This is a genomic window from Enterococcus faecium (assembly GCF_029023785.1).
Taxonomy (GTDB): domain Bacteria; phylum Bacillota; class Bacilli; order Lactobacillales; family Enterococcaceae; genus Enterococcus_B; species Enterococcus_B faecium.
This window is the reverse complement of sequence record NZ_CP118955.1, coordinates 165,951-181,690: the sequence shown is the minus strand read 5'-3', so window position 1 is coordinate 181,690 and position 15,740 is coordinate 165,951. Positions and strand designations below refer to the sequence as shown.

The window sequence follows — 15,740 nt, the reverse complement described above, 5'->3', positions numbered from 1 at the left end:
CTCCTTATTCTTGATATTCTCTTGGTATCCGCTGTCCTAATCCGCAAGCCACTTCATAGTGGATCGTACCTAATTGATCTGCTATATCCTGCATAGTGATTTCTTTGTCTGCATTTTTGCCGATAAGCGTCACTTTTGTTCCGACAGGAAATTCTTGAGGCAATCGGATCATCAGTTGATCCATACATACACGCCCAATCGTTTCACAGTAGTTCCCTTCTACCAATAGAGAAAAACCCTGCATCTTTCGTGGCCAGCCATCTGCATAACCGATCGGTATCGTTCCGATCCACTCTGCTTCAGGAGTGATATATGTTTCTCCATAGCCGATTCCTTCACCTGCTGGGAGTTTTTTGACTTGAATTAATTCAGAAACCAGCTCAAGTGCTGGCTGCAGTGGATAAACTTCCGGTAGTGCGTGCCCAGAGGGATTCAGTCCGTACATTGCTACTCCATAACGAATCATATTGCCGATTGTTTCATCATGCCATAAAGCCGTTGCACTATTGCTGACATGTATATATCGAGGAAGTTCGGGAAGTTTTTTTAGCACTTCTATAAAGCGTTCTTTTTGCAGATTCCAATATGTATCATCTGCCTGATCTGCTGTAGAAAAATGGGTAAATAAACCTTCCCATTCTAATACACGACTTTCTTTGATGAATGCAGCTGCCTCTTTTACTTCTTCAGGTGTACAAAATCCGATACGACCCATCCCAGTGTCTGCTTTTAGATGAATCGAAAGAGGCGTCTCTAGCTTACTTTTCTCTAAAACAGCAGCTGCTGCCTGCAACCATTCCCGTGTACCTGCAGTTACTGATAAATCATGAGCAACAGCTACAGTCAGTGCGTCGTAAGGAACCATATTCAAGATAAGGATGGGCTGAGTAAATCCAGCTTCTCTCAACTCGACTCCTTCATCTAAATTTGAAACACAAAAGCCCGAAGCTCCACCTGCAACTGCTGCCTCAGCTGTTTCAATAGCTCCATGACCGTATCCGTTTGCTTTTACTACTGCAAACAATTCTTTTCCTTGCGGAAGTCTTGCAACTTCATTTGCTACATTTTCAGTTATAGCTTTTTTATGTATCACTGCTTTCGTTGGGCGGTGCCAAGCGACAACCATCGTTTTTCCTTCTTTCTAGTCTTCCAAAATAATTTGTGCAAAAGCTGTTTCATTTGTATGAGTAATACTGACCCATACTTTGCCTTCATGAGGTGAACGCGTCACAACAGGCTGACCGTTTTCATTTTTTAAAATCTCGACATCTTGAAAGGTAACTTTTCCGATCCCAGTTCCCCAAGCTTTAGAGAAAGCCTCTTTGCAAGCGTAACGCCCGCCTAAAAATTCTACTTGGCGATGAAAAGGCAAGGACTGGAATAGTTTCATTTCATCAGAGGTCAAGATTCGTGCAATGAATTTTGGTTTTTCTTCGATCAGCCGAGTGATCCTAGGAAGTTCGACTGCATCGATCCCAATTCCTTTTATCATATGCTTTTCTCTTTTCAATAAATTTAGAACACTCTCATTCTACCAAATTATAACCATTTTGCCACAAATAAGTCCACAAATAACAAAAATGAAAGTTTCTCTTAAAAAAGAGAAACTTTCATTTTATGTTTAATCGTTATTTGAACGGATTACAAATCCGCGTTTTTTATCGTTGTGACGTTTACCGCCATCTTTTTGGCTGTTATTATTTTTGCTATAACCGCCTTTTGATTTGTTTCCACGATAATTACCGCCGTCACGACGATTACGGTTGTTTCCGCCACCACGTTTGCCATTTTTATTGTATCCTTTTTTCTGCATTGGCAATGGGCGTTCTGGTGTGATCTTCACTGGCACTGCATCAGCTGGATCTTTTGCTGTCGTTTTTAGCAAAAGTGCAACTAAATCTTGTGCAGAATATTCTTCTAATAATTTATCTGCTGTTTGCAGGTATTTATCTAGACCATTTTCTGCAAGTTTTGTTTCGATTTGTTCAACTGCAGCACCTAATTGACCTTTGAATGCTTCTTTTTCGGTTGGTGGACGTAAAGTCGTCATCCGTTTTTTCGTCAAGTTTTCAATCACATGCAAGTAGTCCATTTCATTTGGTGTAACGAAAGTCACAGACATACCGCCTTTTCCGGCACGGCCTGTACGTCCGATACGGTGAACGTAGCTTTCTGGATCTTGAGGGATATCATAGTTGTACACATGAGTGACACCTGAAATATCTAATCCACGTGCAGCAACGTCTGTCGCTACAAGGATATCTAAATGACCGCTCTTAAATGAACGCAATACGCTCATTCGTTTTTGTTGAGACAAATCGCCATGGATTCCTTCTGCACGGTAACCGCGTGCTTCTAATCCGCGTGCCAATTCGTCTACACGGCGTTTTGTACGTCCGAAGACGATTGTTAGTTCAGGTGTTTGAACATCAAACAAGCGAGTCATGATATCGAATTTTTCGTATTCTTTTGCGCGGACATAGTATTGATCGATCAAGTCAGCTGTCATTTCTTTCGCTTTGATCTTCACATGATGTGGATTTTTCATGAATTTAACGCCAATATTCTTGATAGCTGGCGGCATCGTTGCTGAGAAAAGTAATGTTTGTCTTTGATCAGGAACTTGTGAAATGATTTTTTCGATATCTTCCAAGAAGCCCATATTCAACATTTCATCTGCTTCATCCAAAACTAATGTTTGAACGGTTCCAAGTTTCAATGTGTGGCGGTTGATGTGGTCAAGCATACGTCCTGGTGTACCCACAACGATATGTGGACGATCTTTCAAGCCACGGATCTGACGGCCAATATCTGCTCCGCCGTAAACGGCTTGTACACGTACTTTTTTGTCGCGCCCTAAACGATATAATTCTTCTTGTGTTTGGATAGCTAACTCACGTGTTGGTGCGATAACTAAACCTTGTAATTCGTGACGATCTGGATCGATTTTTTCTAACATTGGTAATCCAAATGCAGCTGTTTTCCCTGTACCTGTCTGTGCTTGTCCAATAACGTCTTTTCCAGCTAATGCTAGTGGAATCGTTTCTGATTGGATAGGTGTTGCTTCTTCAAAACCAGCGCGTTCGACTGATTTCAACAATTCTGGTGATAATTCTAGTTCTTTAAATTTCAAATGAATCCTCCTATATGGTTGTTAACTGAGGATGTAGCTTTTTTGCTACCCCGTCGATTTGTTCGGTCAAAGTGTATTGTTTCTTTTTGACAGTGGCCACGCACGTTTTTATCCATTCTTAGCCCCTGTGGCACCACCGAAAAATCACTTTGCGAAGTTTAGGCATTAGAAAAGCCAAACGGGTCGCGTTCAGCTTTATCATTATTATGACATCTGGCTTCAACAAGTTGTTTCTATGGCAAAACCAGTCCAATTTCTCTTCATCTTTCGGCAATAGGTTATTCTAACATAGTTTTTCGTTTTCTGCAAGTTTACAGATTTTTATTTCATTTGCTGAAGCTGTTCTACCACTTCAAATAAGCCCATGCTGTTGCTGCCTTTTAGCATAATACTATCTGTTGCTTCAAGATTTTGTTTTACAGCATCAATCAATTTATTCTTTTCTTTTTCAAAATAGAACACAGGTAGTTGGGGGTATTTTTGGTTCAATTCTTCTTTTAGTGCATGCATTTGTTCCCCATAAAGGAAAATCATGGCGAATTTCTCAGGATCGATATGTTCACTCATTTGCGCATGCATATTTAAAGACTCTTTCCCTAATTCCAGCATATCTGCTAACACAGCTATTCTGCGTCCTTTTGTTGGTAGATTTTTAAAAGTATCTAATACCAGTCCCATGGCTGTTGGATTTGCATTATAGACATCGCTCAAAATAGCTGCACCATTTCCTGCCGTTAGCCATTCGGTTCTGTTTTGAGTGATAGAAACATGGGCGAGCCCTTGGCGTATCTCAGGTATGGACAGTCCAAAGAAGCGCCCGATCGTATACGCAATCAAAGCATTCGTTACATTATAACTTCCAGGCAGCGGGATCGTAAATGTTTCTCCTTCTACTACAAAATCGGTTTGTGCTTTTCCTTTTGCTGTCACTTCCGCATGAACATCGCCATTTCCAATACCGAATGTTGTGACTGTTTGTACTAATGTTGCCGTTAAAGGTGTCAGCAACGGTTCATCTGCGGGCACAACGAGTAATCCGTCTGGTACAAGTCCGTCAGTGATTTCCATTTTGGCTTTAGCGATTCCTTCTCGCGACCCAAGATTTTCTATGTGTGCTTCACCGATCATTGTGATTGCTGCAGCTTTTGGTTGAGCCATAAGTGAAAGTTCCGTGATTTCATTGGCGTGATCCATGCCCATTTCCAAGACGATCTTTTCTGTATCTTGGGGCATGTGCAAAATCGTGTAAGGAAGACCAATATTATTGTTGTAATTTCCTTGCGTCTTATATGTTTTGTATTTTTCAGACAAGACAGACGCGGTTAGATCTTTCGTGGTGGTTTTACCATTGCTTCCTGTAATTGCAACGACTTCTGCGCCTACTTTTTCCAAGTAATAGGTTGCCAATTGCTGCATGGCTTTCAAAGGATCTGCTACAGGAATAACTGGAAAATCTTTTGGAGCTTGTTCAACAGGCAAGCTCCAAAATGAAGCAGATGCTCCGTTTGTGATCGCTTGCTGGATAAATTCATGTCCATCTCGCGTACCAGCAAGAGGAACGAATAAACTTCCTTCGGTTATCTTCCGGCTGTCAAATTCGACATTGGTAATCTTTGTCAGTGCAGAGCATTCGCTGCCCACGGCTTGTGCAATTTCTTGTATTGTTAGATTCATTGAGATCTCTCCTAAAAAAGGTTGTGAAAAAAGCGTTTGGCCTAAACGGCGGGTTCGCATGACTCTCACTTCCAAGTAAATTTCTCTATTCGTATTTAGAAGCTAGAATGAACGCGGTTACGCAATCACTCCAGCTTCTTCTTTATTTCTCTTTATTCATTTTTTTCAAAAAAAGATTGACGCTGATGGTATCGATTCATTCCTAATTGAATCAGTTCTTCAATCAAATCACCGTATTTCAAGCCCATATTTTCCCATAAGAGTGGGTACATACTGAACTCCGTAAATCCTGGCATAGAGTTTAATTCATTCAGGAATAATTCATTTTTATTTGTCAAAAAGAAATCGCACCGGCTCAATCCGCTTCCACCTAACATCGTGTAAGCTAACTTCGCGTACTCTTGCGCTTTTTGATAAACTTCTTCCGGCACTTCGGCTGGAATCTGCATTTCGATTTTATTATTGATATATTTGGCTTCATAATCATAGAATGCTACGTCTTTTACGACTTCGCCAGGCAAAGTCGTCCGAACATCTTCATTTCCTAATACAGCAACTTCGATTTCGCGCGCTTCAATTCCTTGTTCAACGATTGCTCGAGAATCATACTGATAGGCTGTTGCTAAAGCATTTTGCAGCTCTTCTCGGTTTTCTGCCTTTGTAATGCCGACACTAGAACCCATATTCGCAGGTTTGACAAACATCGGATAAAGCAAAGAACCTTCACATTGATCAAATACTTTTTTAGGATTTTCTTTCCATTGATTCTTAAGTACTGGTACATAAGGAACTTGCGGCACACCAGCAGCTTGTAAAATATACTTGGTCATGATTTTATCCATGGCACATGCACTGGTCAATACGCCTGCGCCGACATAAGGCATATTCAATGTCTCTAAGAAGCCTTGGATCGTTCCATCTTCCCCGTTTGGCCCGTGTAAAACTGGAAAAACGATGGCTCCTTCTTCTTTGATTTCTCCCGGATTGATCACTTTTCCTGTAAAGCCTTCCTCTGTCTGTCCACTTGGGTCCCATGAAAGATGCAAGACATCTTTGCTAGCAGGTTTTTCTGTTAGTAATGGACCTTTGACCCATTGTCCTTCTTTTGTAATAAATACGAGTTGAACTTGGTAATAATTATAATAAATGGCATTTAAAACTGAAAATGCGGAAAGAATGGAAACTTCATGCTCTGCGCTGCGTCCGCCATATAGTAAAGTAATCTTCAAAAGATTGTCCTCCTGTATTCTAAATCGTTCAGTGATTTACTCTCATATTTTAGCACAAAACAAAAATAAACGAATAACTTATTTATAAAAAAACGAGTTGGTTTCTAAAAGAACAAACGTCATTTATTTTTTGTCAGCTAGATTATTTGTCCCGTTTTTTATAAAAAGTTATGATAAAGAAAAGGAGGGATGATGATGGCGCAAACAAATCCACGTAGCCGCTTGGCAGAAATCATTCGAGTGTTCATCAATTACAATGTAGTGCCAAACTTTGTACAGCAAAAAAATCCCGAACAGGTAAAAAAAGCCTTTGAAGAACTAGGCCCCACCTTCATTAAGATAGGACAGATGCTTTCTGTTCGAGAAGATTTGCTTTCTTCTGCCTTCACTCAAACATTCAAAACATTACAAGATAGTGTACCTAGCGACACATTTTCAACGGTCAAAAAGACGATCGAAACAGAACTTTCTCTTTCATTATCAGATATATTCGATGATTTTTCCAAATCGCCTTTTGCCTCTGCTTCTATGGGGCAGGCTCATCGTGCCAAGCTGAAGAACGGTGACTCGGTCGTCGTTAAGATCCAACACCCTAACATCGCCGAAGAGATCCGACTTGATCTTCAACTATTTGAACGAGCGATCCCTTTGATCAAATACATTCCTGAAACTAGCGTAGTTGATCTAAAAGGGGTACTCCAAGAAGTAAAACGTTCCTTGATCAATGAAATGGACTTCTTAAAAGAAAGTCAAAATGGCGAACAATTCTATCAAAAGAACAATGGCTGGAAAGAGATCCGCAGCCCCAAGATTTATGACGCTTTTTGTTCGAAAAAAGTGATCGTGATGGAAGAAATGTCTGGTAAAAACTTGAACCATTTAATGAACGCCGAAAACAAAACTGAAACTTTTATCACTGGAATTCAAAACAAGCAGCTGAAACAAGAAGTTGCAAAGCTTTTAGTTGAGAACTTTATGAAACAGGTATTTGATGATGGTTTTTTCCATGCTGATCCTCATCCAGGGAATCTGCTATTCCATGTACTAAAAAAAGAAGAACAGACACAAGCTAGCCGAAAAACTGAAATAGTCCATGAAAAAGAGTTCGGTTCCTTTGCTTTTCGAGCCTCCACTTCTACAGAAGACCCTGTTGCGCCATATACCATCAACTACATCGATTTTGGTATGATGGGGCATCTTTCTGCAGGACTTAGGCAAAAACTCACACAAGCCGTTTTAGCGCTGTATACGAAAGATGCTTATCGAATCGAAAAAGCGGTCCTTCGACTTTGTCAGCAAGAAGGCTCGTTTGATGAAAGTCGGTTCCACCAAGAACTGACAAGTTTTCTTGAACAGTATTATGATTCTCCTATTGATGAAATCAACTTGCAAGAAGTATTCACACACGTCGTGACGATTTGTCATCAAAATAATCTGCAGTTCGATCGTGATATCACGCTTTTGCTGAAAGCATTTGGGACATTAGAAGGGGTGATCCGCGTCCTTGACCCTGAAGTTTCCCTCATGGAAGTCGCTTCGCCTTTTGCCCAACATTATTTTCTCACTCATCTGGATGTAGAAGATACATTGAAACAAAGCGGATTAGACTTATTGGAAGGGATGAAGGCTGCGCCTAAGATCCCTCAACAGCTCCACCATCTATTAGAAATGTGGACTTCGGGACAAGGAAAAGTCAATTTGGAATTGAAAAAGCAAGACAAATTATTGAGCAGGATCGAAAGTATGATCAATCGGCTTGTTTTCGGTATGATTTTAGCTGCATTGATCGTAGGGTCCTCCCTGCTTGTCCAAGCAGCACCTGTAGAAAACGCAGAGGTCGTTTCCTTATTAGGGATATTTACGTATGCTATTGCCGCATTCGTCATTATTTTTTTGGCAATCGATGCATTGATCCAAATGTATAAGAAGAGGAAAAAGTAGAAAAAGGTTGTGACAGAAAGAATCAGCTTCAAGAAATAAGAAGGGATTTTGCATAAATTGTTTCTCAAATTTTTGTGAAAATTCGGCTTATTTTTCGAAGAGGCTACTTCTGAAGCACCGAGAATAAAAAATGTGAAAAAGCTGTTCTGCACCCAGTAATAAGAACAATCAAAAAGGAACATGGAGCACATTTATCCTGTTTCCCTGTTCCCTTTTTGATGTATTCGAGCATAAATAAAATACCTTCGTTACCTACTATCTTCTGTACTTGGTAAACCTTGGTCAATTGCCTTTTTTAACGCTTGACAAAAAGACATATGATCTTTCTCCGTAAAGGGTTTTGGACCCTTTGTCCTTATGCCAGCTTTTCTTAACTTTCCACTATGATAACGTTGTTCTAGAAGCGTGCCGATATTCGCTTCGTCAAATTCTTTTCCAGAGTGATGGAACACTCGGACGCCCTTCGGCAATACAAGTGAAGCTAAACCATAATCTTGCGTGATCAAAAAGTCATTCTTCTTAACCATACCGACGATTTTATAATCCGCACTATCAGCTCCGCGGTCTACGTAGACGATTTGGACATGATTAGCGTATTCTTTGGTCGTATAATGGTCCACACTGGTCACGATAACCACGTCAAGACCATAGGATTCTCCTAATTTTATGACATCTTCTTTTACTGGAGAACCATCTCCATCAATGAATAGCCTCATTCTTTTTCGCCTTCTTCCATAAATGATAAACAGTTACTAATCCGCTCAGTAAAAGACCAACATTGATCCATTTTGCCAAGATAAGCAGTTGTACACTTTCTATCGGCACTGATTCATGGTTCAGCGTGATCAATAATAGATGGATTGGCTCTCCCATTTCTTTTGCTAAAACAAACAAAAGCGTCATCAATAAAAACTGGTGGATCACACTCCCTTTATTTTGAGTAGTATACTTGACAACGATCCGGCGATCCATTGGAATAGCTGCATCAGTTTGATAATATTCCTTATTTAGCCAGCTGCCTGTTACTACGTGCCAGAAACTAAGCAGAAAGACACCTATCGCAAAACCATTTGGAATCAAGAGGACCAATAAAGAAGAACTCAGTCCAAGCAATTGCATAGCCAATGGAGACCATGTTAAACGTTTCAAAATCCATGGTCCGACTATTTTTGCTGCAATCAAGCCTGCTGCATAAGGCAAATACATAAAAATCGAAAGTTTTTCTAATCCGTACATTATGCCAACATAAAAACTGCTAAATAAAAAAAGGAAATTCCCTAGCATTCCATTTAGAAAAGTAAACAGATTTAGCCAGCTTGGCAACTTCCATTCCTTCTTCTGGTGTCCTAAAACAAACACGAACAAGATGAACAGCAGCAAGAAACCATAAATAGCAAGATCAAAAAGCCTTTCATCGAATAACAATCGGGCATTTCTCAAAAGAAACAATAAGCCAAAGAATATCAAAAATAAAACAAGCTCTCGCGTAGCTACCAGATTTCTTTTGATGTCTTTGAAATCCAGTTCGTAACGCGGATAATGACTAACCGTATGGTAGGCCATGACGTAAAAAAGTGTATAAATAGTAAAGCTTGCTGCAATCTGAGTCGGTGCAGGCAACTCAATCGCTTGATACAGGAGAAATAGCCAGATAGCTGCAAATAAGTACTTTTTCCCATCCATATTGATAAAACCTTGCGTCTTTTCGTGAAAATTGACCGTGGTATTAGCAGGTACAAGCCATGCTGCACTCAGCCCTAGCAAAACACTTGAAAAATAAAATAAAGGAAAATAAAATACGCCTAATATTCCAAGCAATGAACCAGCACCACCAATCAGCAGAGCGATCATCAGCAACGTGTAACTATCTAGACCAAATCGTAGACTGTTGACTAAAAATAGTCCAGTCATCCGAAAGGCATAAAACAGCGTAAATGGCAAAATCGTCAGCCAATTATGCGAGTCTGTTAGTCCCAAAAATAAAAGATAAGGAATAAAAATAACCGTGTTACTTAAGATAAAGGGCGTTGTTTGTGTAAAATTACGCCCAAATCGTTTGAGTTTTTCGAACATGACAATGGCTCCTTAAACAGTCTTATAACTAATCTGCTCTTCGATTTTAGCATTAAAGGGGAAATAAACCAATTTTACAGAATATATTCTTGTAAAAAAAAATACAGAAAGAAGCATAAGCTTCTTTCTGCATTTTTACGGTACTTGATTACTCAAGCAGACAAGCCCTTCTCCACAAAAGTCTTGCCCGACACCCCTGCATCCGGCAGGTGATAAAGATAGAAATCAATTATCCTGTGCCTCCAAAATCAATTAGGAGCTCTGTAAACCAGAGTCCTTCTCGACCCGTCGCATAAATTTACTTTAACACAGTTCCTATGTTTATGCGAGAGCTTTTTTCATTTTATAATCGACCATTTGAAATCCTTGACCGATATCTGAAATAAGTTCTTCTGTAATCTCAAATCCTTCATGCTTATAAACCTCGATTGCTTGATGATTCCCCTGATTCACTCGCAAAAAGATCTCTCTTTCCTTTGTTTGCGCAGCAAGTTCTTCATACCAGCGAAAAACTGAAGAAGTCAATCCTTGACCACGTACTTTATTTAGCAAATATAATTTACTTAAATAAATTTTTCCATTTATCTCTTCATAAGCAGTGTAACCGACAGTCTTTTCTTCGCTTTTTAATAAAAAGTAGGACACACCTTCTGTCAGTTCTTTTTGAATCTGTTTTTTTGACTGATAAGTTTTCAGCATGTAATCCACTTGTTTTTGACCAATGATCGGCACAAAAGCTTCCGGCCATACTTCTTGTATGACTGCCATCAGCTCATCCAGTTCATTTTCTGTTACTTTTATTTTTTCCATACACCCACGTCCTTTTTTACATTATAAATGACCTTGCGCTTGATGGAATAAAAAGAGCATGATCATGCTATACACACCCACCGACCACGGTTTCAAGAAAATCACAATCTGCATAAATTCCCTAAAAGATAATTTCGTCAAACCAGCTACTAGACAGATCAAGTCGTCTGGCGCAAAGGGAAGCAGCAAGGTAACAACTAGTACTTTTTTAATATCTTTCGTTTTTCTTGTCAGCAATTCATCAAATTTCTGATACTTTTTTGGCGATAAAATAAGCTGGACAAAGGCTACGCCATAGTAACGGACAAGCAAAAATCCGATTGCTTCCCCAATCACTAGGCCAATACAACTATATAAAAGCCCAAATCCATTGCCAAACATCAGCATGCCCGCTACTGAGGAGATCCCTCCCGGCAAAATAGGAATGATCACTTGGATCACTTGCAACAGAACAAATATCATCACTGCATACTTGCCAAATTGCTGGATAAACGCTTGCAAAGACGTGCTCGATCGAAAAATCCCATGATGATAAGCATAAAGAATCAACACAAAGAAAAAAAACAGACCAATAATGGGCATGATCTGAAGACATTTTTGTAAAACTGATCCTTTTTTAGACATCTATATTCCCCACATCTTTTTTCATTTATTAAAACTGCCTCCTTAGGGGGTGCGACAAAAGAGCTTCTTCAAAAAAATAAGTCGAAATCTCACACAAATTCGAGAAATAATTTTCGTAAGTTTCTTCTTATTTATTGCATCTGACCACTTCTGTTACAACCTCTCGTTAAACGGTGTTCAAAAGCTTGCATCTACGATAATAAGCCCAACCCAACGAAAAACGTGAGGAGCTGTTTTATTTGGATGCTCTTATCGCTTGATGCAAAGACAGCTTTTTTACAACCTCTACTTCACGGTGCTCAATCAGCTGACCTTCGGTATTAGCTCAAAAAACGGTAAAATATAAACAGCTATTTTCCGTTTCTTCTTTTTAATACTTAGGTCAAGATGCTGTTTTCACAACCTCTTGTTATAAATAAAAAAACAGTTGGCTGGTGACTGTTCAAAAAGCAGAATCCTTGCTTTTCAAACGGTCGCAGTCCGTTCAACTGTTTCGCTGCGCACTATTTATGGTTTAAGAAACTAGCTACTTTTGTTGTAATCAAATCAATAGCAACGTGGTTTTCTCCGCCTTCTGGAACAATGATATCCGCATAGCGCTTCGTTGGTTCGATAAATTGATGATACATCGGTTTAACAACTGTCAAATATTGTTCGATCACGGAGTCCAATGTGCGTCCCCGTTCTTCCATATCCCGTTTGATACGACGAATGATACGAATGTCATCATCTGTATCTACGTATACTTTGATATCCATCAAGTCACGCAGACGTTCGTCTTCTAAAATCAGGATTCCTTCTAGAATGATCACTTCTTTTGGTTCCTGAATGATCGTTGCCTGACTTCTTGTATGCGCTACATAGTCATACACGGGTTTTTCAATGGCTTTATAGTTCAGTAAGTCGCCTACATGCTGAATCAGCAGATCATTATCAAAGGCAAATGGGTGATCGTAATTTGTGTTCAATCGTTCTTCAAAACTCAAATGGCTCTGATCCTTGTAATAAGAATCTTGTTCAAGCATCATGATGGAATGGTCCGGGAAGTTGTTGAAAATCGCACGGCTGACACTTGTCTTTCCGCTTCCGGATCCACCCGTCACACCAATGATAATTGGCTTGCTTTTTGTCATTGACTAAAACCTCTTTCGTATCCGTTTTTTCATTCTAATCTATTATAGCGAAAAAACACGAAAATGCTATATTTTTCTGAAAATTAATCCTTTTCAATTTCCAATAATGAATAAAGTTCCTCTAATGAATCGATTCGATAAGTAGGCTGGATTTCTTCGATTTCTGGTAATTTATTTCTATTGAACCAAATCGTATCGATCCCTGCCATATTTCCTCCTTTGATATCAGAAGTCAAAGAATCACCAATGATCACAGTTTGCTTTTTATCAAAATTAGGAATGTGGGAAAAGACATGATCAAAAAATTCTTTCATCGGCTTTTGCGCTCCGACAGCTTCTGAGACAAAGATATCCTTGAAGTAATCAAGCATTCCTGCATCTGTTAATCGCCGATGTTGCGTGTGCGACACACCGTTCGTCACAATATAAAGATCAGCATGCGGATGGACCTTTTTCAGGATTTCTAGACTTCCTGGAACAAGATCATGACCTTGGTTCAAGTAGTGGCGGTAGCGTTTTTCCATTTGATCACTATCTACTGTTTTCCCAAATTGCTGGAAAAGTAACCCAAAACGACTGCCTATTATTTCTTCTCGTGATAGTCTGCCTTTTTCAAACTCCTGCCATAAATGATGATTCAAAGCCTTATAGCTGGTTTCGATTTCTGGTGTCAATGTGATTCCTTGTTCTGCAAACAAAGCACTTAAAGCATTGGCTTCAGTTAATTGAAAATCTAACAATGTATCATCTACATCGAACAATAAAGTTTTATATTTCATCTTTTTGACCTCCTATTTAAAATAAATACTTAACTTTTTCATCTCTGCTAATGTCAACGATCGATACTCGCCTACTCCTAGCTGTTCATCTAATTCCAATGGTCCCATGCTTAGCCGTTTCAATGCGGTCACTTTCTTTCCTTGGGCTAAGAACATCTTTTTGACTTGATGGAATTTTCCTTCTTGGATCGTCAATAAAACCGTACTTTGGTGCTTGTCTGCTTTGAGTATTTTTAAATCAGCCGGCTTACATTGATACCCATCAGCGAATACGATTCCATTTTCAAATGCTGTTACGTCTGCCGGTGTCACCCTTTCGTTCACAACTACTTGATAAGTCTTTGAAACCTTTTTTTCTGGAAGTAGCATTTCATATCCCAATTGTCCATTCGAAGTGATCAGCAATAGTCCTGTTGTATCTCTATCTAGTCTTCCCACTGGATATAATGGTTGGAAACGATCGGCACTTGCAATCAGATCGATTACTGTCGTCTTTTCTGGATCTGATACAGCTGTAACAGCTTTTTCAGGTTTATTGAGAAGATAATAGGACTCATTTGTTTCTAAGTGTTCACCTGCTACTTCGATTTGATGCAGTAAACTATCTACATTTCGATTTTGTCGAAATTCGACTGTGCCATCTATCATCACTTGCTTCAAAGCAAACAGCCGCTTCATTTCCTTGCGTGTCGTTTCTAATTTTTCTTCTATTAATTTATCTAAACGCATGCTGTTTCCTTTCTTATTACTACTAATTAATTATACCTTGAATATTCTTGCTTGCAAATACATCATCATAGTTATTCCTTGACTTAATTAACAGTTCACGTTACGGTTAAATAGTAAAGTGAATTGGATTTCTCATACACAGCGTAATGACCTGGTGGAGAAAAGTTGAATCCTGACTTTCTAAGGGGAGATGCGCGCATCTCTCCTTTTGCGCTTTTTTAAGCGCCCTGCCTTCGATGATGTGCACGAGATTAGCCTTTAGAATTCACTTAAATAAAATCTGTCCGTTACCAAAGCAGACAGTCACATTTTAAGGAGGAATTTTGGTTATGTCAGTATCATTAGAAGTAAGTAAAAGAGAAGTACGTCCCCGTTCATTAAGAAACAAACTTCGTCACGAAGGGAAAGTTCCAGCTGTTGTTTATGGGTATAAAGTAGAAAGTACCCCTATCTCATTCGATGGTTTGACACTAAGCAAATTGTTGCGTGAACATGGAGCGAACACAGTCATCACGATGGACATCGATGGACAAAAAGTCAATACATTGGTTCACAAGATCCAAACGAACACTTTTACCAATCATTTCGAACATGCAGAATTTCTATCTGTAAACATGTCGGAAGAAACAGAAGTCGAAACAGAAGTCGTTCTTGTTGGCGAATCAGTGGGTGCTAAATCTGGTGGAGTGTTAGCTCAAAACTTGTATACAGTAGTCGTATCTGCTACACCAGACAAATTGCCTGAACGAATTGAAGTTGACGTGACAAACTTGGAATTAGGTGATTCTATTACAGTAGCCGATCTTCCAAAAAACGACGATTACAAATTCGTGACCGACAGTGAAGAGCAAATCGCTGCTGTAGTCGCTCAAAGTGAAGAAGAAGAAAGCACAGGTGAAGGTGGCGAACCAGAAGTGATCGGTTCAACAGAAGAATAATACTGAAACAATCAGGTGGTGTTAGAAGCGGCGGGTCAGCAGCTTTTAACACGCCTTTTTTATTTCTAATCGTTTATTTTCATATGGGGCTTCCACTTTTGTAAATGGCTTTACAAACGAAAAATCCTAATTTACCAAGCTTTTCCTCGCATACTTTTATCGTACCTTTATAAAAATTTATACTTTGAAAAAAAGTATTCAATTATTGTTGCATTTTTCCTGATTCTTTATTAGAATGAACCCTCGTTGAAGTAAGTATTTCTAGTTTATCCTAGGATTAATTATAAAAATAAAACATTCGTTGATTCGAAGGAGGTTAAACAGATGTTTGAAAGTTTTGATAGCAGCCGCAACCGTTACGCTTCAGTTGGTGTCGTATCAAGTTTGCCAGATGAATTGATTGACAGTATATGGTTTATTATTGACCTAGATCTTAAGGGAGTCATTCCATTAGAAAATATATTAACCTTTGATTTGATCGAAAATCGTGGAAAAGTGACGATGCATTTTTCTCAAGCAGGAAGCAATGTGGAAATGGATATTGATTTGCCGTTTGCCTATTCGAACCAATTTCCTGCTCAAGTATACGCCTATGATGACGGTACGAGAGAAACGATCCTTTTACCAAGTGAGATTAGACAATATTAAGGTGATAGATAAACGTGGATGTCCCTTAT

General features: G+C 39.2%; 15 protein-coding genes. 3 read left to right on the top strand and 12 right to left on the bottom strand.

Annotated features, from left to right (window positions below; translation table 11 throughout):
• Positions 1-4 precede the first annotated feature (4 nt).
• The 5 genes from alr to PYW34_RS00885 form a co-directional block, all read right to left on the bottom strand.
• A complete protein-coding gene (alr, locus tag PYW34_RS00905) occupies positions 5-1,126 on the bottom strand; it encodes an alanine racemase (protein ID WP_002294207.1) in 1,122 nt (373 codons plus the stop codon).
• A 15-nt stretch (positions 1,127-1,141) separates the two neighbouring features.
• Entirely contained in the window at positions 1,142-1,492 is a 351-nt protein-coding gene (gene acpS / locus PYW34_RS00900) for a holo-ACP synthase (protein WP_002294209.1), read from the bottom strand.
• Positions 1,493-1,621: 129 nt separating this feature from the next.
• Positions 1,622-3,133: a degradosome RNA helicase CshA gene (gene cshA / locus PYW34_RS00895; RefSeq protein ID WP_002294211.1), complete on the bottom strand. Its 1,512-nt coding sequence runs from the start codon at positions 3,131-3,133 to the stop codon at positions 1,622-1,624.
• A 321-nt stretch (positions 3,134-3,454) separates the two neighbouring features.
• Entirely contained in the window at positions 3,455-4,807 is a 1,353-nt protein-coding gene (locus PYW34_RS00890) for a UDP-N-acetylmuramoyl-tripeptide--D-alanyl-D-alanine ligase (protein WP_002317074.1), read from the bottom strand.
• 152 nt (positions 4,808-4,959) lie between these two features.
• The gene (locus PYW34_RS00885; RefSeq protein ID WP_002293424.1) at positions 4,960-6,036 is read right to left on the bottom strand and encodes a D-alanine--D-alanine ligase; all 1,077 of its coding nucleotides are present in this window, start codon (positions 6,034-6,036) and stop codon (positions 4,960-4,962) included.
• Between the two features lie 195 nt (positions 6,037-6,231).
• Between PYW34_RS00885 and PYW34_RS00880 the strand changes: the two genes are divergently transcribed.
• Positions 6,232-7,977: an ABC1 kinase family protein gene (locus PYW34_RS00880; protein WP_002329999.1), complete on the top strand. Its 1,746-nt coding sequence runs from the start codon at positions 6,232-6,234 to the stop codon at positions 7,975-7,977.
• A gap of 248 nt (positions 7,978-8,225) precedes the next feature.
• Here the strand turns inward: PYW34_RS00880 and PYW34_RS00875 are convergent, their stop codons facing one another.
• The 7 genes from PYW34_RS00875 to PYW34_RS00845 form a co-directional block, all read right to left on the bottom strand.
• A complete protein-coding gene (locus PYW34_RS00875) occupies positions 8,226-8,693 on the bottom strand; it encodes a YaiI/YqxD family protein (RefSeq protein WP_002294214.1) in 468 nt (155 codons plus the stop codon).
• Positions 8,677-10,050, bottom strand: coding sequence for a hypothetical protein (locus tag PYW34_RS00870; protein WP_002294217.1), 1,374 nt, complete (start codon positions 10,048-10,050; stop codon positions 8,677-8,679). Before PYW34_RS00870 ends, PYW34_RS00875 begins: the two co-directional genes overlap by 17 nt.
• Before the next feature lie 321 nt (positions 10,051-10,371).
• Entirely contained in the window at positions 10,372-10,860 is a 489-nt protein-coding gene (locus PYW34_RS00865) for a GNAT family N-acetyltransferase (RefSeq protein WP_002296548.1), read from the bottom strand.
• Between the two features lie 21 nt (positions 10,861-10,881).
• Positions 10,882-11,484: a TVP38/TMEM64 family protein gene (locus tag PYW34_RS00860; protein WP_002294220.1), complete on the bottom strand. Its 603-nt coding sequence runs from the start codon at positions 11,482-11,484 to the stop codon at positions 10,882-10,884.
• 503 nt (positions 11,485-11,987) lie between these two features.
• Positions 11,988-12,617: a uridine kinase gene (udk, locus tag PYW34_RS00855; protein WP_002289751.1), complete on the bottom strand. Its 630-nt coding sequence runs from the start codon at positions 12,615-12,617 to the stop codon at positions 11,988-11,990.
• An 83-nt stretch (positions 12,618-12,700) separates the two neighbouring features.
• Positions 12,701-13,396 (bottom strand): YjjG family noncanonical pyrimidine nucleotidase, encoded by a 696-nt coding sequence (locus PYW34_RS00850; protein WP_002289749.1) that lies wholly within the window; start codon positions 13,394-13,396, stop codon positions 12,701-12,703.
• Between the two features lie 12 nt (positions 13,397-13,408).
• Entirely contained in the window at positions 13,409-14,125 is a 717-nt protein-coding gene (locus tag PYW34_RS00845) for a 16S rRNA pseudouridine(516) synthase (RefSeq protein WP_002289747.1), read from the bottom strand.
• A 329-nt stretch (positions 14,126-14,454) separates the two neighbouring features.
• On the opposite strand from PYW34_RS00845, the gene PYW34_RS00840 reads away from it, so the two are divergent.
• On the top strand, positions 14,455-15,063 hold the full coding sequence (locus PYW34_RS00840) for a 50S ribosomal protein L25/general stress protein Ctc (RefSeq protein ID WP_002299254.1): 609 nt from the start codon (positions 14,455-14,457) through the stop codon (positions 15,061-15,063).
• A 324-nt stretch (positions 15,064-15,387) separates the two neighbouring features.
• Positions 15,388-15,711, top strand: a complete 324-nt coding sequence (locus PYW34_RS00835) for a DUF960 domain-containing protein (RefSeq protein ID WP_002289744.1) — start codon at positions 15,388-15,390, stop codon at positions 15,709-15,711.
• Positions 15,712-15,740 lie beyond the last annotated feature (29 nt).